The following is a 15,820-nucleotide window of genomic DNA, read 5'->3' on the forward strand; positions in this document are numbered from 1 at the left end:
CGGGCATGCAACAGCAATCTCAACAACATATCGTTTTGTACGCCTGTACAAAAGATGAATTCGGGCATGATCCTTTTGTATCCGAGCATTGGCTGGTACTGATTGTTTCGGGAAGCTCAGAACTGCTTTCGCAGCAGGGCATTGTTTCACATCCCGCAGGGACACTGGGCTTGATCCGGAAAAATCAGTTGGTGAAAGCGGTGAAGAAGGTGGGCAATGCCTACACGTTTTCTTCCATCAGCATTTGTTTGGATCAAAAAACGCTACAGAAATTCAGCGCAGACTATGGTGTTGTGTCAGACAGTCCGTACGTCGGCGAAACGAATGTGATCATGGACGTAGATCCGGTTATGAAAAGCTACTTCGATTCGCTAATGCCCTACTTTGCGCAGCCCGAAAAACTGACCCCGGCCCTGGCGCACATAAAAACAATGGAGGCCATCGAGTTATTATTACGTAAGGCTTCGCTGAAAAATTTTTTATTCGATTTCAGCGAACCGCATAAGCTGGACCTGGAAGCGTACATGAACCGGCATTTTTCATATAACGTACCCCTGGCCCAATTTGCGAAACTGACTGGCCGGAGTCTTTCGGCGTTCAAACGTGATTTCGCGGTCATCTTTCGGTCAACCCCTGAACGATGGCTGCAAAAAAAGAAGCTGGAAATGGCTTATTTTCTCATTGCCCAGAAAAAGAGAAAGCCATCAGACGTTTATTTAGAAACCGGCTTTGAAAATCTTTCTCATTTTTCCGTCGCGTTCAAAAAAGAGTACGGTGTAAATCCCTCCGAATTATTACGCAACTACAGCGTTACAACCCCATCTGACAACAGCTCATCCACTGCCCAGCCTGCCTAGGTAGCATAGCAAAAGCCAGTCCTTCTCATGTGGGGAGAATTGGCTTTTGACTCCCGGCCGACCAGTGTTTGTATAACGCTGGAACTGACCACTGCCGATGCTGAGCGCTACTGGTCACGCCAGTAGGTTCATTCATTACGCCTGGAAAGTTGTATAATCCGTGTAGCCCCGTTCGTTCCCAGCATAGAACGTACCCGGATCGGCCGTGGCCAGGGGCCAGCCGTGTCGATACCGTGCTACCAGATCCGGATTAGCTACGAAGGGTAACGCGAACGAAACCAGATCGGCTTTCCCGGACGCGATGAGTTGATTGCCCGTCTCGAAACCGAAGCCCAAATTGGCCATCAGCGTACCGTTATATTGGGCCCGGAACCAGCCAAAGAAATCAGCCTGCCAGTCAGCCAGTGGTGTGCCGGACAGATCGAGTCGCGGTCCGACGATTTCTACGAAAGCCAGCTCATAGGTATTAAGCCGGTCCAGTATGTAGGCAAACGTAGGTATGGTGCTTTCATCAGGCTGGATGGTTCCGCGATTGAAGGCGGCAGGCGTAAACTTGATGCCAACTCGTCGATTTGGAAATGCCTCAAGGACGGCGTCCAGAATGGTGAACAGCAGCCGACACCGGTTTTCAATGCTGCCGCCATAGTCGTCTGTTCGTTGGTTGGTAGCCGGGCTCATGAACTGGGGTAAAAGTGTAAACAACTGGGCGTGTAATTCCAGCCCATCGAATCCAGCCGCCAGCGCGTTCTGGGCCGCCAGTGTAAATTCTTCGACGGTGGCCCGGATCTGGTCAAGGGTGTAGGCCTGAGGTGTCATCGTTTCCTCAAATCCGGTTGGGGTATACACTTGCTCGTTCGGATTGATCGCCGATGGGCCCAGCGGTAGCTCGCCATTCAGATAAACTGGATGAGATACTGCTCCAGAGTGGACCAATTGGAGAAAAATTCGTCCCCCAGCCTGATGAACCGATTCGGTTACGGTTTTCCAGCCCGACACCTGCTCGGGTGAGTAGATGCCGGGAATGTTTAGAAAACCAACGGCTCGCTGGCTAACCCATGCGCTCTCAGTTAGAATCAGCCCGGCACTGGCCCGTTGAGCATAGTAGGTAGCCATCAGTGGAGTCGGCGTTAATTCAGCATTGGTAGCCCGGGCCCGGGTCATGGCAGCCATGACGACTCGGTTGGGAAGCGTAAGTGCTCCCATCGTATAGCTCGTCAGGAGTGGTGGTTGTTGCGGTTTCATCGTGTTTTTTCGGTCAAAATTCACCCTACAGCTAGCCGGAACCAATAGGGGCAAAAATGTTCCTAGGGGGTAAATTTTGTCCCCTATGGCCCGTTTTCTACACTAGAATTACTTTTGCACAAAGGATATAAGTATGTACGAAAAGAAAATTCCATTGCCGCTGGAATGTGGCCTGATGATGACTAGGGAGGTGTTGGGAGGAAAATGGAAACCGAATTTATTATTTGCTATTGTGGAAGGCATTAATCGACCCAGCCAGTTGCAGCGGGCTATACCTGGAGCTACCAAGCGAGTATTGAATCTTCAACTTCGGGAGCTGGAAGAATTTGGGGTTATCGCCAAAAAAATTTATCCGCAGCTTCCACCCAGGGTGGAGTATTCGTTGACCGAAGTTGGCCAAACGCTGTTACCAATTCTACTCCAGATGAATACGTGGGGTGAACAGAACCGAACCTTGATCGAAACAGTAATTGCCGAACGAAGCAAACGGTAATTACTGGCTTAAATTCGGTTTTAGCGCGTGTTGGAGATTTGTAATTGGAAGGCCTAAACAATTTCGTTGACATTGCCCAACACGCGCTACGTTTGTTGGCAACTCTACTGACGAAAAATCACTGTCGACAAATTGCCTTAAATTGCCTTATCAATTAGTGGGTTACTATAGTTTATCGGCACCTTACGCCTTGCTTGTCGCCACTTCAGAAGGCGTTTTTCCGAAGGTCTTTTTAAAGACAAATGAGAAATGAGACAAGTCTTCAAAGCCTACTTCCAGATAGACGGTACTTGGTTTCTGGTGTTGGCTGTTGAGTTGAAAATACGCTTCGTCCAGTCGTTTTTTCATGAGCCAGCTTCCAGGTGTCATGCCAAAGGTTTTTTTAAAATCCCGTTTGAACGATGAAACGCTTCGTCCGGTCAGAAAGGCGAATCGCTCCAGACTGATGTTGAACCGAAAATTTTGCTGCATGTACTCCTGTAAATCAATTTTGTGGGGGACGCTAAAATTGAAAAAAATTGACGCCAATTCAGGTTGTGACCTTAACAGAATCAGCAAAAGTTCTTCCCGTTTAATATCGGCAAACGTTTCGTCTAGCTCTGAATCGCTGGAGTAGTACGGCTCCAGCGATTGGATATACTGTTTAATGAATGGATTCGGGTCGACAAACAGGAACGAATCACCGTAGGTTGAAGGGCCTACCGGGTAAGCATGTCGTTCGGTAAAGCGTTTCAAGAATGGTTCATCCAACGTGATGATAATTTTGACAAACTGATCATCTTCCTTGAATTTGGTATAGCGAATCAAATGATTTTTTCGAGCGATGAAGCAATCGCCCGATTGCATACCATACTGTTTTTTGCCGTCATACGCTTTCATCGATCCCTTGAGCAGGAACATAAAATAATGATCTGAAATAAACTGCTCCGGTGAAAGTTCAGGTCCTAAATGACAGGAATGGATTTGATTGATAGTCATTTTTTGAAGTCTGACAATAGCGCATAAAGTTACGCCGGAATTTCACTGTCCAGACTAGCCAAAATAGCCTCTTCTTTGCTTCGTGGGTGCCAGTCTAACATATCTTTCGCTTTTTGATTCGACATGTTTATGTAATAGGTTGAATCAATAGGCTTCAACTCAGCAATCATCCCGGCTTTTTGGGTACGTTCTTTTATGATAAGCTGGGCCACGTCATAGAAACTAACCACCCCATCTGAGGTCGCCAGAAAGCGTTGGCCTTTGGCTTCGGGTAGTACCATCGCTTTGATGTGAATGTCGGCTACATCGCGTACATCAACCACCCCAAAAGTAAATTGAGGGCTTTCGGTAACCGTACCATCAACGAGTGCTTTAATCACGCCCTCATACGAAGCCGGAAAAATCCCGCCAATAATGGGCCCAAAAATACCTACCGGATTGATCACCGTCAGTTCTAACCCCTCTCCCTGATCCCGAATAAAATTCCAGGCCGCTTTTTCTGCTATCGTTTTGGATTTGATGTATGCTTGAACCGGGGCGTTTTCATCAGTCCAGTCGTTCTCCGTAAATGTATGCCCGTTGGGATCGATACTGTAGCCAATCGCAGCAAACGAAGAAGTCATCACCACCCGTTTGACGCCCGCTTTTCGGGCCGCTTTCAATACCCTCAACGAACCATCACGAGCCGGTATGATGAGTTCGTTCTCGTCTTCAGGCGGCACTAATGGAAAGGGAGAGGCTACATGCAACACATACGTGCATTCCCGGGCCGCTTCGTCCCAACCCTCATCGGCGGTTAGGTCGGCTTCCACATAGGACAATTTGTCCAAATCGACGATGCCGGATTCGTTCAAGGCATGAACGATAGCCTCTTTTTTAGCCAACGAACGCACGGTAGTTTTGACGGTGTAGCCCTTTTGGAGCAGCCTCAAAATTATGTGAATGCCCACGAAACCAGTCCCTCCGGTCACCAATACAGTTTGATTAGTCATTGTTTCCTGTTTTAAATACAGGGGCAAAATTGGGGAGTAAAGCGGTGGGGAGGTTTGTTGTGAAGGCCAAGTTTTGTTTGTTGTGGAGGTCAACTGTCAGCCAAGACGAACAAAAGCGTTGGTCAAATCTGAAGCTGGCGACTAATAGCCACCTATTAGCTATACAGATTTTAAAAGCGAATCGAGTAAACGTATTTGGCTATTAGTTATTTTTTGCACAACTGCACTATTTAAGATGATACGAAAGCAGATTAATTTATATCACTAATAACGCCCGAATTATAAATATTCAAAACTCTCCTCGTCTCAGGGGGGAGCGTTTCATGAGATTGATACGTGATCTTGTTGAAGTCCCTTTACTGGTCTATAAGACACGCTGGGCTAAAAGCAGGAACATAAAATAGCATGGGTAAAAAATAGCGGTACGGAGTGCCATGATTGCCATCGAGTCGTCCCGGCAAGATGAACTAAGTCTTTACCCCTTTTGCCGGGTTGACAAGCTACCTATTCTACTAAATAAGACAAGCGTCCAGCGGCTCATTGTGAACCGCTAGACGCGTTAGCAACAAATATAGCTGGCCACTGCCGGATAGCTAATTCGCTTTCAGTAGTTTGATAACCCGGCTCTGCGTGGGTGTGCTTACCTGCAATAAGAACAAACCGCCTGGTTGCCCAGCCATCGAGAGCTGATGTCGCTCGATTGCCTGTGGGCTAGACACCTGTCGCTGCGTAATGACCTGCCCTTGGGGCGTCAGCAGCCGGAGCTGTAACGGCTGAGCGTTGGCCCCCTGTACCTCGAAGGACACGTGCTCGTCCCGAACCGGATTGCCTAGCACCGACACCTGCAGAACCTGTTGCGGCTCGATACGCTGACGGCTACCACTACTGCCTGGACAACTAGCCAGCCAGTTGTAGCGGAAGCTTGCCTGCTGAGCGGCCTGCTGAGCGACCAGCGTAATGGTCGGGTTATCCATGTAAAGCTGTAACGTATAGGGGCCGGGCTGGGTAGTGGGCGACAACTCGTTGGCGACCGAGAAGCTGATCGGCTCCGAGGTCTGTCCACTGTACTGGGGCATGAAGCTAAGGCGCCGTTCGGTGGCGCTTACCACCTGACAGCTTACCGTCGTCACGCCCGTGATGGACAGCCCCGTCGGTTGACTACTACTGGTGCAAGCTGCCAGCCAATTGTAGACGTAGCGAGCTTCGCGCTTCCCCTGTTGGGCGACCAGCGTGATCACTGGGTTGTCCGTATATAGTTGCAGGGTGTAGGGGGCAGCCTGACTAGTGGGCGATAACTCATTGACGACCGAGAAGCTGAGTGCCTCCCCGCTTAGCCCGCTATAAAGGGGCGTGAAACTCACCTGCCGCTGGGTGGCAGAGAGGGTTTGGCAGCTCACGGCCGTCACCCCAGTAATGGAAAGGTTTGAGGCTTGACTAAGACTAGTGATAGTAAAGGTCGTGCTGGCGGATAGGCCGTCAGCATCCGTGGCTGTCAGCGTCACACTCATCACCCCCGCATTCTGCGGAGTACCGCTGATACGCCGGGTCGAGGGGTCAAATTCCAGACCAAGGACCGCGCTGGGAGATCCGCTGGTAGTGAAGGCGTAAGTCAGGCTATTAGGGGTCTCAGCATCCGTGAAGGCGTTTGCGGTGTAGGCGAAAGGAACCCCTATGGTAATCGTCAGGTTAGGGGTCCCCACCGGCTGGGGTGGCGTATTGACCACCGTCGGGCAGCTGTAGAGAATCGATACAGACTTGTTTCCATAACTGGCAGTGATCAAGTCCGGTTTGTTGTCGCCATTAAAGTCCGCTACCGCCACGGAGTTGGCCCCCGTGTCCACCGAAAAGTTTCTGGAAAAACCGAACGTTCCGTCCCCTTTACCCGGCAAAACCGCTAATCGATCCCAGCGACTTGTCACCACATCCAGTTTACCGTCCTGGTCTACATCGTTTAGCACCAGTTCACTAAAATCCCTCCCCACGTAGGTCATAACCGGATCGGAAAACGTTCCCCCTCCCTGGTTGAGCAGGACCAGTATGATAAAATCGTTTAGCGTCTTGAGGACAATGTCCGGTTTGCCGTCGCCATTCACATCGCCCGCGGCTAACTGGACTGTATCATAAAAGGTAGTATACGTTATCGGAGTCCCGAAGCTGCCATCTCCCCGATTTAACAGCACGCTCACCTTAGCATTGCCTGGGAAGCTGTTAGCAATCAGATCAGGCTTGCCATCCATATTGACATCACTACTCACTACTGAGTAGGCATTGCCCCCGGTATCATACAGCACTGGCGGGGAGAACGTCCCGTTTCCGGTGTTGAGCAGTACGACTGCATTGTTTTTAAGCGTGGAGAGAGAGAACAAATCAGGGCGGTTATCCCCGTTGAGGTCGCCAACCTTTAGCCCAACGATCCGGGGGGCGTCCGGATTCGATGAGATCGTATAGGCTACCGGCGCGGCAAAGCTCCCTTTGCCGTTATTGACAAAGATCAGGAGTTCAGTATCGGTGAATACCTCTTTGTTGGCCCCGACCGCCAGGTCGGCATAGCCATCGCCATTGAAGTCGCCAGCCGCAATAACTCGTTCATTAAGCGTCTTGCCACCAGATGGCTGATATTCGGCTGCAGGTCCGAACGATCCCTGAGCGGTACTTAGGAAGACGTTAAGCGTGTGCATCATCGTGATGACGGCAAAATCGCTTTTACCATCCCGGTTAAAGTCCGCCGTAACCAGCTCCCCCGGTTCGGACTTGAGCTTAAGACTATAAGCAGGCTGGAAGCACTGACCGTAACTTTGGTGGGCTATCATCCCTAGAAGCAGGACCAGGAGCACAGCCCGTACTGCGGCCTCAAGTTTGTGAGTAGCCAATCGAGCGTAGTTGTAATACATAGAGGGTGGATTAGTAAATGAACAATTGAATTAGCTTGTTGTCCGCACACGTTAGCTGCGGTTGACCGACCTATGGGGTCAAAGCTTCGTTGCTGGAAAACGGTGGTAAGTTAGTGATGGCTGCAAGCGTTGTCAGGGTTGGCATGCAGATTGTCCCAAACACGAAAGCGATTGTCCCAAACTGAAAAGTGATGCCCAAGAACAAGTATCAATTTTGGTACTTTATCTGAGTTTACTATCCTCCCGTACTTTTAAAATGAACCAGCTTATAGTCTGTATTGCGCTACTGACTCTGGCCAGCTTAAACGCCCTCGCTCAGAAAACAACTCCTCGAACATCTACGCGCCAGCCGATCAGTAAGCGCCCTACGACTGTCCTGGTCTGCGGCAGGCAGGCTTCTTATGCCTATCATCGTTCGGCATGCCAAGGTCTGGCCCGCTGCCAAGCTGGGATGGACCGGGTTAGTGTCAGTAAGGCTCGGGGCATGGGCTACCTCCCCTGTACAATTTGCTATTGAAAAAGCTTATTTAGAAGGGAACCTCCTTGGTAAGGAGCATTAGTTTGCCGTTGACGAACGGCAAAGCATAGTCAAATACTAGGGTATTTTGATACAGAGATTGACTTAACTAGTCTTCGATGGGGGCGGCTATTGCTTCGCTGAGGCCGTAAGCAGCTAAGCCCTCACACGTTGCTATCAGAACGGCCGTATCCAGATAGGCCCGCAAATACACCACCTTGCCCCAGCGCATTTTGATTAGGTGCATTCCCTCATTGACATAGCTTGATCCGTCGGCGGGGGTAGCTCGGTCAGTCCATTCCACAGCGATGGTCGTTAGCCAGGGCCACCCGCTAACGGCTATACTGCGAATCTCAAAATTGAGCCCGGGAAAAAGCCGAGACAAGCGGGCAAACCATTGCCGCATGGCAGGAACACTATGGCGGGTTCCCCCCAGGGCATGCTGGCCGCTAAAGGTATGAATGATCGATGGAGACATTCCCTTGAGCATGGATTCATAGTCGCCCTGGCTTAAACGCTCAAAATTTTGGCGGACAATCGTTTCGACAATGCGATGGTACATAGGGGTAGCGATTAGCATGGTAACTCGCTCCCAGCGGTTGCCTCTGGTTCGCGGTACGTAAAGCGAACTACCTGTAGCATTTATAGTTCAGTAAACGCCCGGATCAAGGATACGAAAATCTCTTTCGTCTCACGGGCGAGTGTTTCATGATCCAAATACTACTTTCCGCCACCATACTCCTCATCGGTTACCCGTTTAAACCAGATCGTTTTGCCCTTCTGAGTCGATGTGGTAGCGATATAGGTAACACCACTGTTGGGGGTGGCTCCGTGCCAATGCTCCACGCCGGGTTGACATTTGACCACTTCGCCTTTTCGTACCGTTCGTAGCGGCTTACCTCGCTCTTGATAGTAGCCTACTCCATCTGTATAAAGCAGAACCTGGCCATCCGGGTGCACATGCCAGTGCAAACGGGCTCCCGGCGCAAACGTAGCCATGGCAATATTATATCTGAAGGTACTATCGGCGGGACTTAGTTCGTTGAGCCAGATGGTTCCGATCTGGTGATCAGTCATCGCCTTTTCGCCTTTGGGGAAAATAATTTCATCTTGTGCTACTGCCTGAGTAATGAATGCGATGGTCAGATACAGCGTAAATACGAGGGGTTTCATATAAACGACAATGAGTTGATTTACCAACTTTAACGCCTACCATCTCCTGTTGTTTGCTCTCGGCAAAGGTCTTAGCGTATATACAGGTAAAAGCTACATTGGACGTTCGTGTGCTGATTCTTAAAGTGAGCGTTTATGTGAGACCTGATGAGGTCGGCTGTCTGTTTGAAATGCCCGAAATCACCAATTACACCCGCTTATCTATGGTTTTTGGGCAAGCTCTTCCAGCAAGGCAACGAACTCCTGGCTCTCTACACTGGGCGCTTGTTGGTAGGACAACTGCCCCGCTTTGTCAAAGATCATATACCGGGGAATCGCCGATACCTTGTACTGCTTGAAAAAATTGGCGGAATTGTAGTTAAGCACCAAGTAACTGTCTGCGTAAGTAGCCAGATCTTCCTTGTTCGATGCGCTTTGCCAGGGCTTTAAGGCAGCATCAATGGAGAGGTAAACGAACACCACATTCTTATTTTCCAGACCCCGGCGTAACTCCCTGGACCGGGGTAACGCCTGGCGGCAGGGCACGCACCAGCTTGCCCAGAAATCGATGTAAACCACTTTGCCTTTGTGGCGTTTAATCAACTGGTCCAGCGTCTGCTGCTGACCTGTGGAGTTAACCAACACCACCGAATTAGTCGTTGTTCGGTTATCGGCAAATTCGAGTTCGTATTTTTCCTTCATCGACTGGACCAGCGCCGTATCGGTTGCCTGCTCCATGAAGCGCCTGTAGTAAGTGAGTAGATCACCTCGGGAGAAGGTGTCACCGATTCGGATGACCTCCCGACTGAGCAGATAGTCCTGATCTTTCTTAGGAAAAAGAGAGCTCTGGCTCAGGAGTTGGTAGACCTGCCTATAATCGCGGTTGACAAAGTCTTTTGCCTCCCAGAAAGGGGCTTTTGCCACCACAAAGCGGTCGGCTGTCTTCTCCAGGAATTGACGCCGGTAAAGTTCTGGATAGCCAAAGGAATCGGATTGTTGCTGCCGAAAAATTACCTGAAGCTGCTGTTCGTCCAGGCGTCCTGTCTGCATATCAACCATATGCCTGAGGTTAGTTAGCTTATGTTTGTAGAAGTGGTAGACATCCTGGGAAAGAGATTGTTGCTGATGCAGGGAATCTAATCGTGCTGCTGCTTTGTCTAGGTAAGCGCTCGAGTTAGCGTAGAGCTCCTGTTGGATCGTTTGCTCAATTGCTATTCCTTTGTTTAAACGCTGCTCAAGGGGCAGCTTGGACAGACGGTCCTTGGTCGCCTTGTCGGAAAGTATACGCTGAGCGCTTAGAGAGGTCGCGCCCAGAAACTGCCCTATTGGCGTGTATTCTTGCACTTTAGCCCCTCCTCTAAGAAGCGTTTCGACTTCATAGTCGTTGGGAGCCACTTGCCGATTGAGCACCGTCATCTTGGGCAACCCGTTCTGATAGTCGACGGCTACGCTGTCCCCGTTTCTAAACAGATAGTCAGCCGTGTCAAAGTAGTTGATATGATGACTAACCACCACATACCCCTGCCTAGTGTTTACGGTTATCTTCTTGGGAATGGTATTAGGCTTAACTTCGATAAATTGTCGCTCTCCTGCCTCGTAGATCGTAATGGTATGAAAGACCTGGGTTACAATAGTTTTGGTGTAGGCAAACTTGGCCTCGGTGGGCGATGGGCTGACAAACGTCAGAATAAAGGGGCGGTCTTGAGTATTCGTTGCCACTAATCCCCTAGCGTTAACCCAAAAGCTACTCATTAGCAGTAGTACCACAATGGATCGCTTGATTATTGAATCAGTCATATCAGTTTCTTGCCCGCTAATCTCTATTGATATCTTCCTTACTTGACAAGTGTGGTTTGTTTTATTTTTACTGATGACGGTATAAACCTATTGGTATTAATGGTCCGATAATCTCACCATATGTGGGGGTAGAGGAAGAATAAAAAACGCCCAGATTAAGATACGTAAATTTCACTATGTCTCTGCTAGGAGCGTTTTTATGCGACTTCCTAAAATTACCGGTCGCCTACGCCTACTAACAGTAGTGGCGCGCTGGTATGGGTCCGTTTGTACTGGCTCTAATGAGCTCAAACAGCATAGCTTTGAGGCGGCTTGACAACAAAAGCAACTCAGCCCTACCGGATTAACTTGCTTGTTCTACTCCTCTAGAGCCCCTCAACGGCTACTCATAGGACCAAATCTTGGTTTTTTAAGGCTTCACCAAAGAAGCCAACTCAACGACTTCGAAATAAGGATGATTCTCAAAATAATGCCGCAAGGGAAGCATATGAGAGGAGCCAAACAACACTATATATAGCTTGTCTTCGGGACGCGACTGACGCAAAATATTGGTGAAAATCTTGGCATTCCGATCATACCAGCTCGTCATCATCTCCACCCCCGTGTAATCCGTATCGTAGCCATAGGCCGGGGGATACACCAGGTAGTCAGCCCGATCAATGGCGCTATACGCTTTTGAGTTGATGTACACGTAGTACTCCAGCAAGGAACTGCCCGCTAAGGTTTTGGTCTTTTTAGGATACGGGTAATCCAAACTTAATAATTTGTAGCTGGCCAGTTTGGCCTGAGCTAGTGAGTCGGTTTCCAACCGTTTGGCATATGCCGCCAGTTTATCATAAGGTAGTGGTTGCTGGTGGTCCACACAAACGACTTGGGAAAGGCCCGCTTTGCTGGCGGCCCGAATAGCCACCTGAAAGATTTCGTTTCGGATGGCGTTGGTGTCGAGTCGATGAATGAGGTATTGGTGAAAGACGCTATCCCACTGGGCCTGTTCATCGGGCTCTCTCTCCACAAAGATCTGGTCGGGTTTTAGGGCAGCCAGCTGATTGGTCAGGTTTTGTAATTGTCGCTGTCTGTTGGCCGAGAACAGATCATCAAACGAGATTTTGCCTTTATCCCCCGTAGCCCCGAAGTGGAAGGTGCCCATCAACACGACTTTGATATGTGGAGAAGAGGGCATCTGCCCCCAGGCAATAACGGTGCACAGATTGATCGAAAGGAAACAAAGAATGGTGGCCAGTAAGCAAAAAAAGCGCATTAGTGACAGATTATCAGGTTAGGGTTCAGTCACTAAGATAAATAAAATCGGCTATCATCCTCCTGAAATGCCTCCTTGACTAAACGGATACTTAATGCCCTTCCGTTTCAGATAGAAGCGTTTCGTGAAACTTGTATCTTTTTATATTATGGATGCACAGAGCTAACGCTAGCCTGCGGCTTGGTTAATAGTCTTATCGGGTCGCTGTCGAGTCACGGCGCGCTTTGGCTTTCGTCCAGCGAAGGGGGCTGTCATAGTCTTGGCTAAAATAACGGAAGTCGGCTACCCCACGCCCCGTTGGCCGCTGGATGCTGTAACGAACGAACCCATTCGCATCCAGCACCCGATAAAAATCATGTTTATAATACCGGTAGCGTCGCCCCCGCCGGTCCTCATAACCCCAAATACTATCGCGGGGCACATCCTGTGAACGACCGTCCTTATACTGAATGGTCAGCGTCGAGGAAAAATACCAATGGGGTCGGATTGTTTTGATAGCAGGGCCTTGGTAGGGCTGACTAATATCCTGACTGGTGTAAAGCACTCGTTGGGCTAAAGCAGTGTGTCCCAGCGTCAGGATTGTGAATAAACATATAAACCGGCTCATGGTGATTGTATCAGGTTGAAGGAATGCACGTTTCGATTTGTGGTAAGCTTCAAGTTAAATATAAAGAAAAATCATCCAGGTCTCGCTCCTAGGAGCGTTTGTTGAGATAGCTACCACACGAGTAATTTCGTACCTTGGCTAACCTAATGCCACTTATACAATAGTTGAAATGACCCGTCTACCTATCGATGACTGCGATCTCAGACTCATTCAACAGGCTCGAGATCTAATTAGTCTCCGGTACAAACCGGACGTTCATGCTGTCAGCTCAGTGCTTAAGACTAAGTCAGGTAACGTGTTCGAAGGAATTCATCTAGAAGCCTATATTGGCCGGATTGCTGTCTGCGCAGAAGCCGTTACAATTGGTATCGCGGCTACGCAAGGCGATAGTGATATTGAGTCAATTGTCGCCGTTTATCATACGGGAAAAATCGTGGCTCCCTGTGGTATGTGTCGAGAACTAATCTCAGATTATGCCATTGATGCTTTGGTGATTTTAGAGGATGCTTCGGGCATCTTTAAGACACCAGTGCTTGATCTATTACCAATCAAGTATGAACGGGAGTAAAACTATTTTTAGGAACAGACCTATTGCTCAAGATAACCTTTTCTTGAATAGGTTGAATAACATAAAGATAGTCATACAACAAGTCTGTGAGAAGTACTATTTTCTGTTCGATAATTAAGTTGTACCTAACTGAGAATCAAACGTATAATGTCTGCTGGTAAAATCACTTACTTTTTAAGTCTACTGGTTCTTAGCCCTTTCTTAGCAGTAGGGCAAAAAGTAACTGACTCCGAGACTGGAAGTAGAATCAGCGACCTAGCTGATAAGATTTTCATCATGCGAGAAGGGGCAGACACTGGTAGGGTTGGAAATGACTTAAACCTTTATCTTATTTTCCATCGGGAGAGTAAGGCTACATTCCGTGTTAAAAAAGGGGATAGAATTATTAAGGATAACCCACTTAGCTGGCGATTGGTAGGGGATTCACTCTACATACAGAGTAGCCCGATTCAACTAATAGCGGATGGAAAGACACAGCTAGTTGATCGTGATTCAAGTAGGTATACTGTTGAAAAAGTGCCGAGTGGTTATCTTCTTAAAGAAAAGGACAGTCAGACGTTATGGTTTGAGTTGAAGTAGCGTAATTACAAGCCTCTTGTATCATCCTTGGAAAATAAAAATTGCCTAAGGGCCAACAAGTTGCCCTCTTCTTATAAGAGTTGTATAACTAATCTTATGTAAATAGAATAAAGTAATAAGAAGGTCCATAGCACAAACCGTCTTTTTATCAACCCTATTCGCGTTTTACTTTTGGGCTGAAATAATTATCCCTTCTTGAGAAGGATTACTAGGTGTTTTAAAAGAATAACCAAGTGGTACTACAACGACGCCAGGTGCACCATTTACACTTCGTTCGTAAAAGGTGTTAGCTGTTATTTTACTCTCATAAAGTGCCGGGGCTCTTGATCCAGCAGAAAGTTGAAAGACTCCGTTACTTTCGCTGACACCAACATCTTTGATATGAATGGCTACCCCAACATCACCATTTCTTTTGTAGGCGCTACCAACTCGTACAGAATCTGATTTTTTACGATCTACAACTATATAGAATTCGCTAACACTAATTTTGTTGACGCCCTTACTAGAATAAAGAGTATCGCCATTAATACAATAGGTTAGCACTGTATATCGACCAGAAGCACGAGCTGCCACATCGTTAGGCACACTTTCTTTGTGCTGGCAGCCAAAGAAGCCTAAGAACAGTAGAGGTAAAAGTAGCTTTGCCATGATGTTGAGCGTTTACAAACCTAACGTCCAACCCCTCTCGTGTTGTATAAGTAAACGTTATGTTAGCTAAGATACGGAATTACTCCTGCGGTAGTTATCTCAACAAACGCTAGAATTTGGAGCAACGCTTCGTTCCCCAACTACAAATACCTAAACGCCGGGAGTAGAAACAAATGAGTGATTTCTCTCTCTCAAGAGAAATCACACGGCCAACAACTTGGTATGTTCCATGAAAACAAACATAGTTATTGCATTACTACTTGCTTTCAGTCAGAGTGCCTGTGATAAGCCTGATGGTGAACCTGTTGCTCATGCTGATCTTGAAGGCAATTGGTCCGGAGATTTTCAAACTCAACAGCTTGGCAGTTGTAGCTGGAACACTCCAAATGCAACTGCTACAGCTACGTTTCAGCTAGTTGGCTCTAATCACACAACGGGTACCGTTAAGGCTACAGTTATCCAAACAATCGGACCAAATAGCATTCCTGTGGAATATACAGGTACTATCAATGGTACTAATGTGGTCATGAGTAATAGCAACAAGGCTATTTGTGATGGCGTATCCCGTACCTACGTCGCTCGTTTGACCGGTACCCTCAACGGGAATACACTGACGATGATCAGTCGTGACACCCTTTGTCCAACCCAGGCCTGTATCTTCCTACGCACTCTACGATTGACCCGTTAGATACGTGCTATTGAAGCCCTGTAGCATGATAGCCAGCTGGTCCGATAGGGTAAAAGTTAACCGGCTGGCTATCTCTTCAATCGCTACTTAACAGCAGCTAGTGCGGCAGCGTAATCAGGCTCTTGCCCAATCTCCGGTACCTGTTGTTCGTAAACAATTTTCCCTTCGGGATTCACCACAATCACTGCCCGACTTAATAAACCTTTCATGGGACCATCGGCAATTTGTACCTCATAAGCATGGCCGAAATCAGTTCTGAAATCCGACAACATCACCACATTTTTGATCCCTTCCGCCCCACAAAACGCTTTCTGAGCAAAGGGTAAGTCTTTAGAAATACAGAGCACGGTAGTGTTTTGTAGGCCAGCAGCATCCTCATTGAATTTGCGGACCGATTTGGAACAGACACCGGTGTTCACACTAGGGAAAATATTCATGATTACGTATTTGCCTTTGTAATCCGCTAATGTATTGTCCTTGAGGTCAATACCGGTTAAAGTGACTTCTTTAGCCGATGTTCCCACCGGGGGCAGTTTACCAACGGTATGAATTG

At 48.2% G+C, this 15,820-nt stretch carries 16 protein-coding genes; 5 read left to right on the forward strand and 11 right to left on the reverse strand.

Features of this window, described 5'->3' with window-relative positions; translation table 11 throughout:
* Positions 1 to 5: 5 nt before the first annotated feature.
* Complete coding sequence (locus tag ACYVAD_RS12660) at positions 6 to 857, forward strand: helix-turn-helix domain-containing protein (protein WP_461139864.1); 852 nt, start codon at positions 6 to 8, stop codon at positions 855 to 857.
* Between the two features lie 135 nt (positions 858 to 992).
* Here the strand turns inward: ACYVAD_RS12660 and ACYVAD_RS12665 are convergent, their stop codons facing one another.
* Positions 993 to 2,099: an alkene reductase gene (locus ACYVAD_RS12665; protein ID WP_461139865.1), complete on the reverse strand. Its 1,107-nt coding sequence runs from the start codon at positions 2,097 to 2,099 to the stop codon at positions 993 to 995.
* A gap of 133 nt (positions 2,100 to 2,232) precedes the next feature.
* Here ACYVAD_RS12665 and ACYVAD_RS12670 point away from each other — a divergent pair, with 133 nt between their 5' ends.
* On the forward strand, positions 2,233 to 2,592 hold the full coding sequence (locus ACYVAD_RS12670) for a winged helix-turn-helix transcriptional regulator (protein WP_163950491.1): 360 nt from the start codon (positions 2,233 to 2,235) through the stop codon (positions 2,590 to 2,592).
* Between the two features lie 183 nt (positions 2,593 to 2,775).
* On the opposite strand, the gene ACYVAD_RS12675 is transcribed toward ACYVAD_RS12670, so the two are convergent.
* The 8 genes from ACYVAD_RS12675 to ACYVAD_RS12710 all read right to left on the reverse strand — a co-directional run bounded on the left by ACYVAD_RS12675 (position 2,776) and on the right by ACYVAD_RS12710 (position 12,784).
* Complete coding sequence (locus tag ACYVAD_RS12675) at positions 2,776 to 3,492, reverse strand: helix-turn-helix domain-containing protein (RefSeq protein WP_461139866.1); 717 nt, start codon at positions 3,490 to 3,492, stop codon at positions 2,776 to 2,778.
* Between the two features lie 107 nt (positions 3,493 to 3,599).
* Positions 3,600 to 4,562, reverse strand: a complete 963-nt coding sequence (locus tag ACYVAD_RS12680; protein WP_461139867.1) for an SDR family oxidoreductase — start codon at positions 4,560 to 4,562, stop codon at positions 3,600 to 3,602.
* Positions 4,563 to 5,155: 593 nt separating this feature from the next.
* Positions 5,156 to 7,453, reverse strand: a complete 2,298-nt coding sequence (locus ACYVAD_RS12685; RefSeq protein ID WP_461139868.1) for an FG-GAP-like repeat-containing protein — start codon at positions 7,451 to 7,453, stop codon at positions 5,156 to 5,158.
* Positions 7,454 to 8,079: 626 nt separating this feature from the next.
* Complete coding sequence (locus tag ACYVAD_RS12690; RefSeq protein ID WP_461139869.1) at positions 8,080 to 8,532, reverse strand: nuclear transport factor 2 family protein; 453 nt, start codon at positions 8,530 to 8,532, stop codon at positions 8,080 to 8,082.
* Positions 8,533 to 8,690: 158 nt separating this feature from the next.
* Positions 8,691 to 9,143: a cupin domain-containing protein gene (locus ACYVAD_RS12695; protein ID WP_461139870.1), complete on the reverse strand. Its 453-nt coding sequence runs from the start codon at positions 9,141 to 9,143 to the stop codon at positions 8,691 to 8,693.
* 201 nt (positions 9,144 to 9,344) lie between these two features.
* Entirely contained in the window at positions 9,345 to 10,919 is a 1,575-nt protein-coding gene (locus tag ACYVAD_RS12700; RefSeq protein ID WP_461139871.1) for a TlpA family protein disulfide reductase, read from the reverse strand.
* Positions 10,920 to 11,328: 409 nt separating this feature from the next.
* Positions 11,329 to 12,177, reverse strand: a complete 849-nt coding sequence (locus ACYVAD_RS12705) for a DUF5694 domain-containing protein (protein ID WP_461139872.1) — start codon at positions 12,175 to 12,177, stop codon at positions 11,329 to 11,331.
* Positions 12,178 to 12,370: 193 nt separating this feature from the next.
* Positions 12,371 to 12,784: a hypothetical protein gene (locus ACYVAD_RS12710; RefSeq protein ID WP_461139873.1), complete on the reverse strand. Its 414-nt coding sequence runs from the start codon at positions 12,782 to 12,784 to the stop codon at positions 12,371 to 12,373.
* Between the two features lie 169 nt (positions 12,785 to 12,953).
* Here ACYVAD_RS12710 and ACYVAD_RS12715 point away from each other — a divergent pair, with 169 nt between their 5' ends.
* Both ACYVAD_RS12715 and ACYVAD_RS12720 read left to right on the forward strand, forming a co-directional pair.
* Positions 12,954 to 13,352, forward strand: coding sequence for a cytidine deaminase (locus ACYVAD_RS12715; protein ID WP_461139874.1), 399 nt, complete (start codon positions 12,954 to 12,956; stop codon positions 13,350 to 13,352).
* A gap of 147 nt (positions 13,353 to 13,499) precedes the next feature.
* Positions 13,500 to 13,931, forward strand: a complete 432-nt coding sequence (locus tag ACYVAD_RS12720; RefSeq protein WP_461139875.1) for a hypothetical protein — start codon at positions 13,500 to 13,502, stop codon at positions 13,929 to 13,931.
* Positions 13,932 to 14,096: 165 nt separating this feature from the next.
* Here the strand turns inward: ACYVAD_RS12720 and ACYVAD_RS12725 are convergent, their stop codons facing one another.
* A complete protein-coding gene (locus ACYVAD_RS12725; protein ID WP_461139876.1) occupies positions 14,097 to 14,579 on the reverse strand; it encodes a hypothetical protein in 483 nt (160 codons plus the stop codon).
* Positions 14,580 to 14,808: 229 nt separating this feature from the next.
* Between ACYVAD_RS12725 and ACYVAD_RS12730 the strand changes: the two genes are divergently transcribed.
* A complete protein-coding gene (locus tag ACYVAD_RS12730; protein ID WP_461139877.1) occupies positions 14,809 to 15,267 on the forward strand; it encodes a hypothetical protein in 459 nt (152 codons plus the stop codon).
* An 83-nt stretch (positions 15,268 to 15,350) separates the two neighbouring features.
* Here ACYVAD_RS12730 and tpx read toward each other — a convergent pair.
* The coding region (gene tpx / locus ACYVAD_RS12735; protein ID WP_461139878.1) for a thiol peroxidase at positions 15,351 to 15,820 on the reverse strand (470 nt) is incomplete at its 5' end.

It is taken from the genome of Spirosoma pomorum, assembly GCF_054776615.1.